Annotated in this window: 14 protein-coding genes; 7 read left to right on the top strand and 7 right to left on the bottom strand. The window is 43.9% G+C overall.

Annotated features, from left to right (window positions below; translation table 11 throughout):
- Positions 1 to 188: 188 nt before the first annotated feature.
- From VUI23_RS01480 to VUI23_RS01465, 4 genes are all read right to left on the bottom strand, one after another.
- Positions 189 to 635: a transposase gene (locus VUI23_RS01480; protein WP_342806455.1), complete on the bottom strand. Its 447-nt coding sequence runs from the start codon at positions 633 to 635 to the stop codon at positions 189 to 191.
- 555 nt (positions 636 to 1,190) lie between these two features.
- Entirely contained in the window at positions 1,191 to 1,682 is a 492-nt protein-coding gene (locus VUI23_RS01475) for a lasso peptide biosynthesis B2 protein (protein ID WP_342806453.1), read from the bottom strand.
- A 47-nt stretch (positions 1,683 to 1,729) separates the two neighbouring features.
- On the bottom strand, positions 1,730 to 2,008 hold the full coding sequence (locus VUI23_RS01470) for a PqqD family protein (RefSeq protein ID WP_342806451.1): 279 nt from the start codon (positions 2,006 to 2,008) through the stop codon (positions 1,730 to 1,732).
- Between the two features lie 57 nt (positions 2,009 to 2,065).
- The gene (locus VUI23_RS01465; protein WP_342806449.1) at positions 2,066 to 3,733 is read right to left on the bottom strand and encodes an ABC transporter ATP-binding protein; all 1,668 of its coding nucleotides are present in this window, start codon (positions 3,731 to 3,733) and stop codon (positions 2,066 to 2,068) included.
- Positions 3,734 to 4,737: 1,004 nt separating this feature from the next.
- Between VUI23_RS01465 and VUI23_RS01460 the strand changes: the two genes are divergently transcribed.
- The 3 genes from VUI23_RS01460 to VUI23_RS01450 are packed head-to-tail and all read left to right on the top strand — an operon-like array spanning position 4,738 to position 7,174.
- Positions 4,738 to 5,733: a hypothetical protein gene (locus VUI23_RS01460; RefSeq protein WP_342806447.1), complete on the top strand. Its 996-nt coding sequence runs from the start codon at positions 4,738 to 4,740 to the stop codon at positions 5,731 to 5,733.
- Positions 5,734 to 5,754: 21 nt separating this feature from the next.
- Positions 5,755 to 6,900 carry a S8/S53 family peptidase gene (locus tag VUI23_RS01455; protein WP_342806445.1) on the top strand — a complete coding sequence of 382 codons (1,146 nt, stop codon included), beginning with the start codon at positions 5,755 to 5,757 and terminating at the stop codon, positions 6,898 to 6,900.
- Between the two features lie 25 nt (positions 6,901 to 6,925).
- The gene (locus tag VUI23_RS01450; protein ID WP_342806443.1) at positions 6,926 to 7,174 is read left to right on the top strand and encodes a hypothetical protein; all 249 of its coding nucleotides are present in this window, start codon (positions 6,926 to 6,928) and stop codon (positions 7,172 to 7,174) included.
- 345 nt (positions 7,175 to 7,519) lie between these two features.
- On the opposite strand, the gene VUI23_RS01445 is transcribed toward VUI23_RS01450, so the two are convergent.
- Positions 7,520 to 8,251 carry a FadR/GntR family transcriptional regulator gene (locus tag VUI23_RS01445; RefSeq protein WP_342806441.1) on the bottom strand — a complete coding sequence of 244 codons (732 nt, stop codon included), beginning with the start codon at positions 8,249 to 8,251 and terminating at the stop codon, positions 7,520 to 7,522.
- Positions 8,252 to 8,524: 273 nt separating this feature from the next.
- Between VUI23_RS01445 and VUI23_RS01440 the strand changes: the two genes are divergently transcribed.
- The 4 genes from VUI23_RS01440 (at position 8,525) to VUI23_RS01425 (ending at position 12,331) form a co-directional block, all read left to right on the top strand.
- Entirely contained in the window at positions 8,525 to 8,860 is a 336-nt protein-coding gene (locus tag VUI23_RS01440; protein ID WP_216050586.1) for a cupin domain-containing protein, read from the top strand.
- A gap of 25 nt (positions 8,861 to 8,885) precedes the next feature.
- Positions 8,886 to 9,884, top strand: coding sequence for a sugar kinase (locus VUI23_RS01435; RefSeq protein WP_216050587.1), 999 nt, complete (start codon positions 8,886 to 8,888; stop codon positions 9,882 to 9,884).
- Between the two features lie 657 nt (positions 9,885 to 10,541).
- Positions 10,542 to 12,011 carry a polysaccharide lyase family 7 protein gene (locus VUI23_RS01430; RefSeq protein ID WP_342806439.1) on the top strand — a complete coding sequence of 490 codons (1,470 nt, stop codon included), beginning with the start codon at positions 10,542 to 10,544 and terminating at the stop codon, positions 12,009 to 12,011.
- 164 nt (positions 12,012 to 12,175) lie between these two features.
- Complete coding sequence (locus VUI23_RS01425; RefSeq protein ID WP_342806437.1) at positions 12,176 to 12,331, top strand: hypothetical protein; 156 nt, start codon at positions 12,176 to 12,178, stop codon at positions 12,329 to 12,331.
- Between the two features lie 171 nt (positions 12,332 to 12,502).
- Here VUI23_RS01425 and VUI23_RS01420 read toward each other — a convergent pair whose 3' ends face one another.
- Both VUI23_RS01420 and VUI23_RS01415 read right to left on the bottom strand, forming a co-directional pair.
- Entirely contained in the window at positions 12,503 to 13,498 is a 996-nt protein-coding gene (locus VUI23_RS01420) for a polysaccharide lyase family 7 protein (protein ID WP_342806435.1), read from the bottom strand.
- Positions 13,499 to 13,532: 34 nt separating this feature from the next.
- On the bottom strand, positions 13,533 to 14,825 hold the full coding sequence (locus VUI23_RS01415) for an MFS transporter (protein ID WP_216049488.1): 1,293 nt from the start codon (positions 14,823 to 14,825) through the stop codon (positions 13,533 to 13,535).
- Positions 14,826 to 14,836: the final 11 nt, after the last annotated feature.

Here is a 14,836-nt window from a genome sequence, read left to right as displayed (position 1 = left end):
ACAAAAAAATCTGTAGCATGGCCTTCAGGCCATAGAATCTTGCACATTCCCTCGGGGCTAAAGCACCCGCCTACAAAAAAACCCGTAGCATGGCCTTTAGGCCATGGATTCTTGTATGTTCGATGCCCCCGTAGCATGGCCTTTAGGCCGTGGAATCTGACATGTTCGCGCGGGGTTAAAACACCCGCCTACAGGTAAATGCAATCCCAATGGGGATATTGTTTGAGGCTTTTGACTATCCCTGCCCTTAATGGATTGGCAACAATATATCGTGCTGCATCGATTACATTTTCCTCATTACGTATGGCGTGGTCGTGAAATCCGGCTTGCCAAATTCCGCCTTTTCGATTTAACCGTTTGCAAATTTGGTGTGACGTGGTGCCCTTGATGTAACCGATAACATCACTGAGATTTGAATCGCCTTCTAAGGAAATTAAAAAATGAAAATGGTCCGGCATAATTACCCAACTTACGAAGATTAAATGTCCTCGTTGTTGCGCTTTCATCATGTGATTTACGACGATTCTGGCAAGATTAAAATTGGTAAACAGGGGCTCGCGATTTTTTGTACAAGCCGTTATTAAATAAACCTGTCCGGTAATGGAGCGGCGTCCCTTTGTTAAGGTTTTGGCCATTGTTCAATCCTTGGAATGGCAAATTTTAAGTTTAGGTCGATTCAGTATGAGATGAGGTACAAAAATTCAAAATCCGTAGCATGGTCTTTAGGCCATGGATTCTTAATGCTAGAGCGCGGGGCTAAAACACCCGCCTACAATAAAAACCATGTAGCATGGCCTTTAGGCCATGGATTCTTGCACATTCCCGCGGGGCTAAAACGCCCGCTTACAAAAAAACCGTAGCATGGCCTTTAGGCCATGGAATCTCGTATGTTCCCGCGGGGCTAAAGCAACCGCCTACAAAAAAACCGTAGCATGGCCTTTAGGCCATGGAATCTCGTATGTTCCCGCGGGGCTAAAGCAACCGCCTACAAAAAACCCCGTAGCATGGCCTTTAGGCCACGGATTCTTGCACATTCCCGCGGGGCTAAAACACCCGCCTACAAAAAATCCGTAGCATGGCCTTTAGGCCATGGATTCTTGTACATTCCCGCGGGGCTAAAGCGCCCGCCTACAAAAAAGCCCGTATCATAGTCTTTAGGCCATGGAATGTAATATGTTTGCCCAGGCGGTTTACATGGAGGATATGCTTGTTTGGAAAAATTGGCTTTTATTGGTTATTTCTGTGTAGGTACTTACCACTTCTTTGCTGTCGTTAATGATAAATCCGTTGATGGTTAACCAAGAATGGGCTTGTAATGTTTTGCCTGTGCTTGGTTCTATTGCGGGGCTTTGTGATGGATTTGGGGTGGTGAATCTGACGCCAATGTGTAATCTCGACGGCATGTTTTTGCTCAATAACAGCTCTTGCAGCGCTAGGCAGCGACGTAAACAATTCATTGGTCGGTAATGATGTCGCGTGACTTTGGCAAACAGGATTGATTGCTGAAGATATTTTTGCTGTGGATAGGCGTCAAACTGGTTGCTTGGACTGCTAACTGACAAACTTGAATCGAGATGCTTTTTCCATTTTTTGTAGGGCTGTTTGGATATTCGCCAATCCCATTTCGCCAATAACCAATAGGCGTGCACTATGGTGGGTAGAGAGGTGATCAGTTGCATCATTTTCATTTCCCTTGTTTCACCCACATCCCTTAATCAAATCTCGATTCCTACTGAATTTCTTCTAGTAATCCTTTGTCGCTCATTTTACTAATGAGTTCTGCCAAATCGGCTTGGATACTTTCAGCTTGGGCATCATAACTTTGTTCGATGAGAGCAACCACCTGTGACACAGACTTGCCAGTGGTTAGCGCTTCGACCATTTCTGTTCCAATGGGATCCAGGGTGTAATATTGTCCGCTGATGGAGTCTAATATCACCGTTTCATCAACGACTTTTTGAAATAACGCTTTATCTGAAAGTTTATATTTAGTGTTGCTATTCAGCATTTTACGTCCTATTCAGTGTTAGTTTTGACTGATCTGCTATGCAAATTCACGCTATTACTACGAAGGTTCTTTTTCCACAAGCGCGAGAGTTCCTTGCTGTATTTTATAGACTTTATCGGCGACTTCACACAGTTGTTGGTCGTGAGTCACGATTATTACGGTTTTGTCTTTCAATGATTTGGCCAACAACTTTGAAAACTCCAGTTTTCCGGCATCATCGGTAAACGATGTTGGTTCATCAAAGAGCAATATTTGCGGGTTAATCACCAGCGCGCGAGCTAATGAAATACGCTGGCGTTGGCCGCCGGAGAGCAGCACACCGTTTTCCCCGACTTTGGTGTAGTAACCGTCTTTCAACTCGGATATGAAGGTGTCTGCACCGGCAAGTTTGGCTGCCTCAACTATTTCTGCTTCGCTGGCTTGCGGCAAACCGTAAGCTATGTTGTCTAAAATGTTGCCATCACACAATGCGATATCTTGAGAAACCAAACCTATGGCTTTACGCAGTGAGACTAAACTGCAATCGGCAATGGCTTGATCATCGATATAAATGTTGCCCGATTGGGGTTCCATAAAACGCATTAATAAATGAATTAAGCTGGTTTTTCCAGCGCCATTTGGCCCCAAAATAATGCTGGCGCTGCCGCTGTCAAAAACTACATCTACGTTCTTCAGGATGGGACTTGACGCATGATATGCAAAAGATACATCGTTAAACTGAATACTGCCGCGTTCACAGTTTAGGTCGAATTGCGCTTTATCATCAGACTCGGGGGATACATTAAATACCTCCAAAATACGTGTGGAAGATCCCCTAGCCTGTTGCAATTGGCCGTAAAGCCCCGCAAAGGTGCTCATGGGTTTTGCGAACACTAGGCCGTACATTAATAACGTAATGAGGCTGGGAATTGTGAGTTCACCAGATTGATAATGCAAAGCGCTAACCACAACAATGAACACGATGCCGATTGAGATAATCATCTGAATTAGTGGCGAAATTAACGCTTGGATTCGTAATAAGCGGGTTCTAAGATCAAGTACCTGATTGGCATTTTTGCGGAATTTTTTCGACTCGATACCTTGGCGATTAAAGGCTTTTACCAGCTGCATTGAACCAAAATTTTCGGTGGCGATGGCAATGGCACCTGCTTGGTGTTTTATGACTTGTTCAGAGATGGGTCGGATGGTTTTGCCGACAATTTTGATCGTGATTAAAAACACCGGCACTGTGATGATGATAATGAGCGCAATACTGAGATTAATTTGCGCCATCATAATAATGGCACCAAAAACCAAAAGTGCCGCAGGCACCAGGCCTGTCAGTACGCCAGATAAAAAGTAGCTGAGTACGTTGGCGTCATTGCTGATAAGAGATAGTATTTCGCCCTTTTTACGGTTACTGAAATAGGCCATTGGCAGCATTTGTACGTGGTCGTAGAGTCGGCAACTCAGGTCGTTTAGCACCTCAGCGCCTACGATGTTGGTTCTAAACGTAGATTCAAAACGCAAAACCGCTTGTAAGATAATCAGGCCCACCCAGGCCAAACATATTTGACCGATCGACCAACCAAATGCGTTTTGTTGATCTAAGATGCTAGTTGAAAACTGGCCGATAAAGTACGGAATGCTTAAGCTAATCAGGCTTTCTGCGATCATCAACAGTACCGCGAGACTTAGCGCGGTTTTGTGGTAGCGGAGTAGTTTAAACAGCGATAAAAATGACATGCAATGAGTTAGCTAGGAACAAACGACTAATGCCTTCTACTCTATCTTAATTTGGTCAAAGATGCACCTGTAGGCGGTGGTTTTAGCCCCGTGAAAAACCATGGAAGGTTAGATCGTTCGTTCATGGCCTGTAGGCGGGTGTTTTAACCCCGCAAGGATCGTTCGTACATTCCATGTCTCCTTCCATGGCCTAAAGGCCATGCTACGGAGGTATGGCCCTTGTAGGCGGGTGTTTTAGCCCCGCGAAATCGTGTGGGATTCCATGGCCTAAAGGCCATGCTACAGGAATGGCCCTTGTAGGCGGGCGCTTTAGCCCCGCGAAATCATGTGGGATTCCATGGCCTAAAGGCCATGCTACAGGAATGGCCCTTGTAGGCGGGCGCTTTAGCCCCGCGAAAATCAAATGAATGCCTCTTGTAGGCGGGTGTTTTAACCCCGCAAGAATCGAATGGATGCCTCTTGTAGGCGGGTGTTTCAACCCCGCAAAATCCTGTGGGATTCCATGGCACATTCCATGGCCTAAAGGCCATGCTACAGGGTATGCCCCTTGTAGGCGGGCGCTTTAGCCCCGCGAAAATCAAATGAATGCCTCTTGTAGGCGGGTGTTTTAGCCCCGCGAAAATCGAATGAATGCCTCTTGTAGGCGGGTGTTTTAACCCCGCGAAATCCTGTGGGATTCCATGGCACATTCCATGGCCTAAAGGCCATGCTACAGGAATGGCCCTTGTAGGCCGGCGTTTTAACCCCGCAAGAATCCTGTGGGATTCCATGGCACATTCCATGGCCTAAAGGCCATGCTACAGGGTATGCCCCTTGTAGGCGGGCGCTTTAACCCCGCGAAATCCTGTGGGATTCCATGGCACATTCCATGGCCTGAAGGCCATGCTACAGGAATGGCCGCTGATTGACTACGAGTGTAAAATCTGATTGAAATTTGTGCAAAATCGACTTTACTTAAAATGGTGTTTTAAAATCCGTGGCAATCAAATATAGGGAGATGCACATTGGCTAAGTTTGGAGAGTTGTCAGATTATAAAGTTGAAGGAAATATCGACGAGTCATTTTCTGAAAGTAATCAGAAAATGAAACCCATGGACGGAAGTTTTCGTGTTAAAGAAAAAAGGGGAAGGTCAAACAAAGATCTGATTGACGAAGATCAAGTGGGCCATATCTTCAATATTAATCCGAAACTCGAAGGTGACGCATTGCTTGATCCTCACGAAACTGTTCCTGACATAATTGGCTCTGAAGATCAGCCGGATGTTATTTTGAAAACTGAGCTCGCCACCTTCCATCCAGCCGAAGTTGATGAAGACAGTATTGGTGCTTCGTTAAGAATGGACATAGGACAAGACAGTACTTCTAATTCTCTGTTAAAACCCTTATTTTGGTCGATTGCAGCGGGCTTGGATATTAGTAACGCAGCTAAACAGTCCAGAGATACCACCAAACTTCGTGCTAATTTCTCCAATGACTTATTTAACAGACAGCCTATACAAATTGGAGGCGGTTTAGCGCAGTTTAGTTTAGAAATAATGGAAAATAAAAAACCCAAATGGTGGCAGGATTTATTTGGTTTATTAGGAAGTGAGCAAGGGAAAAAACTCACCAGCGCATTCGGTTTCCCCGGTATCGCGAATGAAGCTATAAAAGTACTTAACGAATTATTTAATCAATTCAGTGCAGAACAGGAGCCGATTTTAAAGAGCCCGCGTTTTGTATTTGCCCTCTCAAAGTATGCACAAGATGAATATTTATTGGGAAATCCGCGGATAAAAATTGGTGTTATAAACAAAGGATTTAGTATTGTTGTACCTAAACAGTATAAACATCAATTTGAAGAGCATGACCCTGTTTTTTATAACACCTATGGGGTCGCACTCCCCAAAGAAATGGATATAAACGAATACTTAGAAACCGGTTTCGATCCTTTTGCCAACATACCTTATGCTGTAATAAAAATAAGAACAAAACAAACTAAAATAGATGTATCAATCTAGCCACAGGAAGTGAATCAAAGTATGTATGAATTGACCATCTTAAACCATGAGGGTGAACAAATCACAACGACCCTCTATGTATTTTTGAAAAATGGAGAAAGTATTCAGCTTAAAGATTTTCGACCATTTAAAATTGCCGACGTAGAAGAAAAGGATATTGACTATATTCAGATAAAAGCCTTTGCGCTAGGGTTTTGGCGTCATGCTCAAAACGCCCCTCCTAGCGGTTCTACTATTCGTTTGCAGCGTATCGACCAAACGGGTCCTTTAGGTTGGTGGCACCGTGCCCATGGTATAACTAGCAGTGATATTAATCGTGGACAAAATATTAGAATTGGAGTCATTGATTTATGCTTAGAAATAGATGAATCACTTCAGCATATTAAGAATCTAGGACAAATGGATCCGCAAGGACAGCTTAAAGAAATGAATATAGCTGAGCATCCTCATGGGCGTTATTGTTGTTCTTTGTTAGCGAATAAACAGACTGAAGATGGGGGTTTTGAAGGTATTTCGCCAGGATCTGAAATCTTTTTTATTGGTGCGATGGATGAAACCGATGTGTCCAGATTGAATCCTCTCCAAGTGGCGACAGCGGTACTAACACTATCCAGAGATTATCAATGTGACATTATCAACATTAGCGCAGGAGACTTAGATAAAAAGCCGCAGTTTTTGTTAAGCGTCATTCTGCAAGCTAGAAAAAACGGAACAGTGATAGTCGTTGCCGGTGGAAATGATAATAAAAAACTCAAATATCCTGCGGGATTTGCCGAGGTGGTTACGGCGGTTGCTCTCGGTAAAAAAGGGGCGTGTCCTCCTTCGTCACCCGGTTATGAACATGAACGGTCTCAACAGGCTGTAGATATCGATGATACTTATTATTATTGGCCAAATAACGATTATGGTGAGAACGTGGATTATATCGCGGCCGGTGCAGGTATTATCGATACGCTAGATCAAACACCCAACGTCGATATTTACGGCACGTCATACGCTTCTCCGATGTTATGCGGGATATTGGCAGCTAAATTGTCTAATAATTCAACATATCATAGTTGCAACCGAGATATATCAAGAGTTACACTCGCCCTTGATGAGCTTAAATCGACATCAATACCCTTGGAATTAGGGGATAATATGAAGTTTAGCATTCCTGTATTATAATGTGAGATACGGTGTTTAGGAAAAAATGGCAATTCAACAGATGCAAACCCAAAGGCGACAACTTATGACTTACGTTATAGCGCCTGCTTATGGTGCAGCTTCAATAGATAATCTGCGTGAAGAACTAAGCAACTTTAATGGTGTTAAAGTCATAGCAGGTAATGAAAGCGTAGGTTATCAAGTAAGCGCAACTGATACAGTGCTAGAAAAGATTAAAAACACATTTGATGGCAAAGTGACAATAGACGAATTCCAGCTCATGAAGCCCCTCTGATCCCATGTTATTGTACATGACTTGCACTTCCCCCTGTAGACGGGTGTTTTAACCCCGCAAGAATCCTGTGGAATTGCATGGCACATTCCATGGCCTGAAGGCCATGCTACATTGGAATACCTCTTGTAAGCGGGTGTTTCACCCCCGCAAGAATCGAACGAATTCCTCTTGTAGGCGGGCGCTTTAGCCCCGCGAAATCCTGTGGGATTCCATGGTACATTCCATGTCACATTCCATGGCCTAAAGGCCATGCTACAGGAATGGCCCTTGTAGGCGGGCGCTTTAGCCCCGCGAAATCCTGTGGGATTCCATGGCCTAAAGGCCATGCTACGGTGGGAGGATTGATTAATCGACTAAATGATTCAACGAATATAAATCGCGGGTTTGGGTCGATTGTTTGCGCACTTCTTCTAGGGCTTTAGCTTCGCTAATTTCGAATAATGTATTGATTAATCGATTGAAATGATAATGCATTGCTTGTCTTGCTTCGGCCGAATCTCGATTTTTTAGGGCGGTGAATATCTTTCGATGTTCTTCTAATCGGTCGCTGTCGCTGCGGTTGCAGACATTTTTGTAGACGTTAACAATCTCTGGTTCTGAATCTCGTAATTGCCAAAATTTTTCGACCGCTAGAGAGACCGCGTTGTTTCGCGTTGCCTTGGATATGATGAGGTGGAACTGGCGATCGGCCTTTTCCGGTTGAATGCCTTTTTCCATGGCAACTAAAGTGGCTTCTAATTCAGCCAGTTCTTGTTCGGTAATTGAGGCTGCTGCTAACGCTGCGGCTTCACCTTCAACTAATGCTCTTGCTTGGGTTAATTCAAAGGCACTGACTTTTACTTCAGGTTCTGCTTTTTGAGGATTTTCCAGCACGTAAACCCCAGAACTTGTTTTCACGTCTACCCGTTCCCTTACTTCCAAAGCAATGATTGCTTCTCTAATAGTAGGGCGGCTTACGTTAAACGTTTCAGCTAATTCACGTTCGGGTGGTAATCGACTGCCGGGAGGATACTTTCCGGAATCAATTAACGCTTCGATTTTTTCGACTATCTGCCAAAACATGCGACGATTTTTCATCTTATGACCTCTCACCCAAACACTACAGCTTTAGTATTATTATTTCGCTTTTCTGTTTATTTTACTTATACCTAGGTTTGTACTAATACTTAGTTAGGATAAACCTTGTCTATCTTTACACTTGCTTAACAACTAAGGTAATTAACCTAGCATACACCTCCCCAAGATTATTACCAATAAAATTTAAATTGGTAACAACAAGAGGGCATTAATGGTTGACAATTTTAGGTTAAGTTGATTAGATACCACCATAAATTAACTTGGGGAAAAAATATGACACATAGCGAAGCGTTTATTTACGGTGATAAACAACCAATTGAAGATATTGGTAACGGCATGAAACGCCAATTAATGGGCTATAACGACCAAATTATGATGGCCAAAATCTGGTTTGACGACAATGCGATTGGTTATGTTCACGCCCATCCTCATTCTCAAGTTACCTATATTGAAAGCGGTGAATTTGAAGTGCAAGTGGGTGAAGAAAAACAATTATTGAAAGCTGGCGATTGCTTTTTTATGCTACCTCATGCTGACCACGGCGCAGTATGCAAAAAAGCTGGCATTTTAATCGATGTTTTCAGCCCGCTTAGAGAAGACTTTTTATAATATTTATTAAATAGAGAACCAATGAATGTCACATCAGAATGAAAATACCAGCGATAACCCGTCAGTGGATATTTTTACTAAAGTAAGCGGGCCGCTAGTATTTGCAGGCGAGTGTATGCTTGAGTTGGTAAACAAGAGTGAGAATGAGCTTGGAAAGTCATTTGCAGGCGATTTATATAACTCTTGTGTCTATTTAAAACGTGCCTTTCCTGAGCTAGACATTGAATTTATGTCGTGCTTAGGAATGGACAAACTCAGTAGTGAGTTGGTGTCTCGTCTATCCAATGAGAGCATCGGCAGCCAGTTTCTCCCGAAGATAGCTTCACATCATATTGGCAGTTATATGGTAATTACTGACGATTTTGGTGAGCGCTCATTCATTTATTGGCGTGGTGATTCTGCCGCGAAGCGCATGGTTAGTGCTTTGTCTTCTGAGCAATCCTTGGCGTTAAATGAAACCGGAATGTTCTTCTTCTCAGGCATAAGTTTAGCGATTTTGTTGGATGAAGAAAGATCCTTGTTCTGGCAGAAACTAGAGGAAATGCAGCAGGCTGGCGTGGTGATTGCGTTTGATCCTAACTACCGCCCTCAGCTTTGGCGTTCTGCCGATATTGCGAAATTAAATATCGAAAAGGCGTTCCAGATAGCCGATGTATTACTACCTGGCGTAGATGACTTTGATAAGCTTTATGGTATGGATGACGTTGAGCAATGTATCGAGTTGTGCATGCAGTATTCGCCAAAAGAATTGGTGATGAAGCAAGGCGAGAAGAACGTCATCATCATCAACGAAGGCGGCCGAGAGGTTGTCCCCATTGTGCCCAATGACAATGTAGTTGATACCACCTCAGCGGGCGATGCATTTAATGGCGTTTATATTGGTGCTCGAGTTTCCGGTTTCGATCCTAAAACCTCTGCCTTAGCGGCTAGCGCAGCTGCAAGCAAAGTAATAGAAACACCAGGCGCTATCATGCCTAAAGACCTGTTCGAAAATTTCTGGCAGTCTTATAAATTACCGGTTTAATCAAACCGGTAATTCCCTTTTCTAATCAGTTAGATCCCCTACCCTTGTAGGCGGGTGTTTTAACCCCGTGGGTGTGATTTGATGGATTCCATGGCCTAAAGGCCATGCTACAACCCCCCGTTTACCATGATATATCGCATTCCACCTGTAGGCGGGTGTTTTAACCCCGCGCGTGTGATTTGATGGATTCAACCCTGTAGGCGGGTGCTTTAGCCCCGCAAGTGATTAGATAGATTCCACCTGTAGGCGGGTGGTTTAACCCCGCAAGTGATTAGATAGATTCCACCTGTAGGCGGGTGTTTTAACCCCGCGCGTGTGATTTGATAGATTCCACCTGTAGGCGGGTGTTTTAACCCCGCGCGTGTGATTTGATAGATTCCATGGCCTAAAGGCCGTGCTACAACCCCGCATTTGATTTGATGAATTCCATGGCCTAAAGGCCATGCTACAACCCCGCATTTGATTAGATAGATTCCATGGCCTGAAGGCCATGCTACGAAGGCGATAAATCCCCTTAGAGACGTCGGATTCTGGTTAACCAAACAAATATAACCAAAAACGCAAATTGGTCTTACATTATTCTTGGAGTAACTAATTTTTACGCATATAATCCTTTTATAGAAGTAACATTAATTTTACATTTTGTAGGGGAAACGTATGTTTCGAAAGCGGTTACATAGCCACAATCAAAGCCAAAAGGTCCATGCCTTGATAGTCATGATGTTGTCGATTGGGATCAGTGCTTGTGGCGGAAGTAGTGGAAGTACCGCAACTCCACCAGTCATTCCTCCAGTGGTTGTTGAGCCTACACCAGAGGTCTGTGTAAACGAGATATACGCTATTACTGCTGCTAGTGATGATGGTAGTTTTGAAAGTGGATATCCACCTGCAAATGCGGTTGATGGATTGACCACTCCTGAATCAAGATGGACAAGTAATGGCTCAAATAAAGAGTTAATACTTGATCTTGGTAGTAGCAAAGTAGTAGGGGCTTTAACGATTAAGTGGTACAAAGGCAATGAACGTAATGCCTACTTTTCGGTAGAAACCTCGGCGGATACTTCACTTCAAAATGCCAGTTGGACTAGTGTGCTTAACGACGCAGAATCAAGTGGCAAGCACAGCGGCTTTGAGTTGGTCAACTTGGTCGAGTCTGATGCTCGCTACATCAAGATTATTGCTGATGGAAACAGTGAAAACACATTCAACAGTATTGTCGAGATACAAGTCCATAGCTGCGAAGAGGCAAATGGCGAATTCGCAGATATTTTCCCCAATGAAGTGGGTATCGACTTATTAGATTGGTATTTAAGTGTACCAACTGATGAGGATAACAGCGGAACTTCAGACTCCATTTTTGAGACTGAACTAGCTGCGGGTTACACCAATTCCGAGTATTTTTATGCTTCTGCTGACAATGGCATAGTCATGCGTTCTCCAAGTTACGGCTTTAAAACCTCGCAAAACACAAGTTATGTGCGGGTAGAATTGCGAGAAATGTTACGCCGCGGTAATACATCAATTAGCACTCAAGGTGTAAACAAAAATAACTGGGTTTTTGCCAGTGCTTCCTCACAAGGTCAAGCTAATGCTGGAGGCGTAGACGGAGACCTGCGAGTTTCGTTAGCGGTGAATAAAGTCACAACCACAGGCGAAGATTATCAAATTGGACGGGTGGTGATTGGTCAGATCCATGCTAACGATGATGAGCCTGTGCGTTTATATTATCGAAAACTGCCGGGCAATAATCTCGGTTCTGTCTACTTTGCTCACGAGAGTCGTGTTAAAGACAGCGACGGTGATAATATTGAAACCTATGTTGAGATGATAGGTTCGAGAAGCAATTCAGCGAGTAATCCTTCAGATGGGATCGCATTGGACGAGAAGTTTAGTTATCAGATTAGTGTTAACGTTAATTTGCTGACGGTGACAATAAGCCGTGAAGGAAAAAGTGATGTGGTTGCCAATTACGATATGAGCGAAAGCTTGTACGACCAAGACGGCCAGTATCATTATTTCAAAGTCGGGGTTTATCACCTGAATAATTCAAGTGATCCTGATGAATACGCCCAGGCCACCTTTTACGAGATCAAGAATAGTCACACAGGTTATAGCGCCAGCGAGTAAAGCGTAAAATAGTGGGGGTGTTTTAACCCCGCGGGTGATTTGATGGATTCCATGGCCTAAAGGCCATGCTACAACCCGCGTTATCGATGATGTATCGGATTCCAACCTGTAGGCGGGTGTTTTAACCCCGTGGGTGATTAGATGGATTCCATGGCCTAAAGGCCATGCTACAACCCACGTTTACCATGATGTATCGGATTTCACCTGTAGGCGGGTGTTTTAACCCCGCGGGTGTGGTTCGATGGATTCCATGGCCTGAAGGCCATGCTACGGTGGTATCTTTTAACCCCGCGGGTGATTCGATGAATTCCATGGCCTAAAGGCCATGCTACAACCCGAGTTTACGATGATGTATCGGATTTCACCTGTAGGCGGGTGTTTTAACCCCGTGGGTGATGTGATGGATTCCATGGCCTACGAGGCCATGCTACGGTGGGGTGTTTTAACCCCGTGGGTGATTTGATGGATTCCATGGCCTGAAGGCCATGCTACTAGTGCTGATTGTCTAGATGATAAAAAGTGGCTTGCACGTAATCTTTGGGTTCGCCGCCATTGTTTTGATTATAAACACCGGCTTTAAAATACATGTATTGGTTATTTTTGTGGTAGCCGCTGTCACTCATATCAAATGATTTGGTGATATTGGGTTTGCCTTGGCGAATCAAAGTGACAAAAAGAATATTGTTTTCGACCGTGATCTTATAACTAAACTTTTCGTTTAATTCGATGCCATCTTCCGGATTAGCTAGGGTGTGTGAGCGCGTACCAATTAGGTTTATCCACTCATCATCTCCACCATTAATTTCATGAGCAAAGTACACCGAACCTTTAGAATTATTAGGCAGCTTGCGATAATAGAGTCGAATAGGTTCATCATCAGTGGCATGGATTTGGCCAATGATAACCCGCCCTAGCTTTTTCTCATCGCCGGTGGTTGACACGCGGTTCACCGCTAAGGTCGCTTCTAAGCTCCCCTCAATGGCACCCGCTTTCCTTTTGACCGAGCCATGAGCTGCATCGAATACCCAGTTATTTTCAGTTATGCCTTGGGTTTTAATACGAGTATTTCCACGCCTTAACATTTCACGAAGTTCAGTTCGAGCGTACTTAGTGTTTTTGGAGGTTTTGGCACCGACATTGGGACAGGCAAAAACCATCCCACCATCATCTGCTGTATAAAAAAGCGGTTTTAACTCAAAGCCGCCGCTTAATGGTCTTTCGTATATGATATCGGCTTTTTTATCTTTATTAAGGTCGGTAGGTAGTGTCAGTGTCCAATCTAACAAATCAAAGTTTTCACTTGGCTTTTTAGTTGGATCGAGAGAGTCAAAGTTACCTAGCAAAACACCGTCAGCAAGGGCCCGGTGAGACTCAGGCATATAGCTTTGGTTGTTTGCCTGAGTTGCTTGATTTGCATAACCGAAAGGCGCAGCTGAAACAGCTAGGCCGATCAGAGAACTACAACAAATACTGCGTAAACTTAACATTGAACTCCCCCACATCTTTAACAAACCCAAAGCACTATTTGGCTTCTACAGGCTCTATTTTAGGACACAATATCCAAATACTTGCCATTGCTAGTATCGCTAACGCAGCACCAATCACAAATACCACTGTGTAGTTACCGTCGGCAGTTAATGAGGGCACTAGATAAATCAACACACCGGCAGCCAACTTCGCGGCCATCCCAGCAAAGCCCGATAAAGTACCAACAGATTTTCCGCCAAACAAATCACTTGGCAGTGTTTGAACATTACCAATAGAGGTTTGGAAACCGAACAAGATGGTCGCCATAATAAGTACAGCAGCAACTTCACCACCTGGATCAGACAGCATTAACAATGCAGGCAGCATGATTAAGCAACCCATAGTGATAACCAGTTTTCTGGTTTTATTTACTGTCCAGCCGGCTTTAAGACGATTTTGTGCAAGTAGGCCACCAAACCATGCGCCTAGCATCGCACCAACATAAGGAACCCAACCGTAAATCGCCAAGCCCTTAACATCCATTTGATAGACTTCAACCAAATAGGTAGGAATCCAAACAATAAATAACCACCAGATTGGGTCGATTGCTGCGGTAGCAATAATTACGCCCCAGCTTTGTTTATGAGATAACAGTTGACCTGTAGTTGGTGTGTACTCTGGCGCGCTGATGCCATTTTCACATTTCACTTCATTTTTCTGACCAGTCAGTATGTATTCGCGCTCTTCTTCAGTGATCCAAGGGTGAGATCCAGGAGGAGATTTAACAACAATCAACCAAGGAATAAGCCAAAGTAGTCCGGTACAACCTACAATCACAAATATTGCTTTCCAACTGAAAAACAATGCAAGGTAGGCGATTAACGGAATTGAAACTATCCCGCCGATTGCAGCGCCTGAGTTGAATATCCCTTGAGCTAACGCTCTTTCACGGGTTGGAAACCATTCCGCATTCGCTTTAGCAGCGCCGGGCCAGTTACCTGCCTCAGAAATACCTAAAATCGATCTAAAGATACTAAAGGTTAAGATACCTTGGGCAAAGGCGTGCATAATCGTCGCCAAAGACCAGATTCCGATGGACAGTACGAACCCCATTCGGGTTCCGACCCAATCGAAAATCTTACCAAATAACGCTTGTCCAAACGCGTACGAGAATAAGAAAACAATACTGATAATACCGTAGACTTCTTTCAACTCTGCATCAGTTTTTTCAGGATAAATTTCCTTACCCATGAATGGCCAGAGTACGCTCAAGGATTGTCTGTCGATATAGTTCACTACCGTTGCCAGAGCAACGAGAGCAATAACCCACCATCTTAAATTCTTCATGTTTATGTTTA

The organism is Alteromonas sp. M12 (genome assembly GCF_037478005.1).
Classification (GTDB): domain Bacteria; phylum Pseudomonadota; class Gammaproteobacteria; order Enterobacterales; family Alteromonadaceae; genus Aliiglaciecola; species Aliiglaciecola lipolytica_A.
Note: the sequence above shows the minus strand (reverse complement) of the source record. Positions and strands in the feature narration are given on the sequence as shown.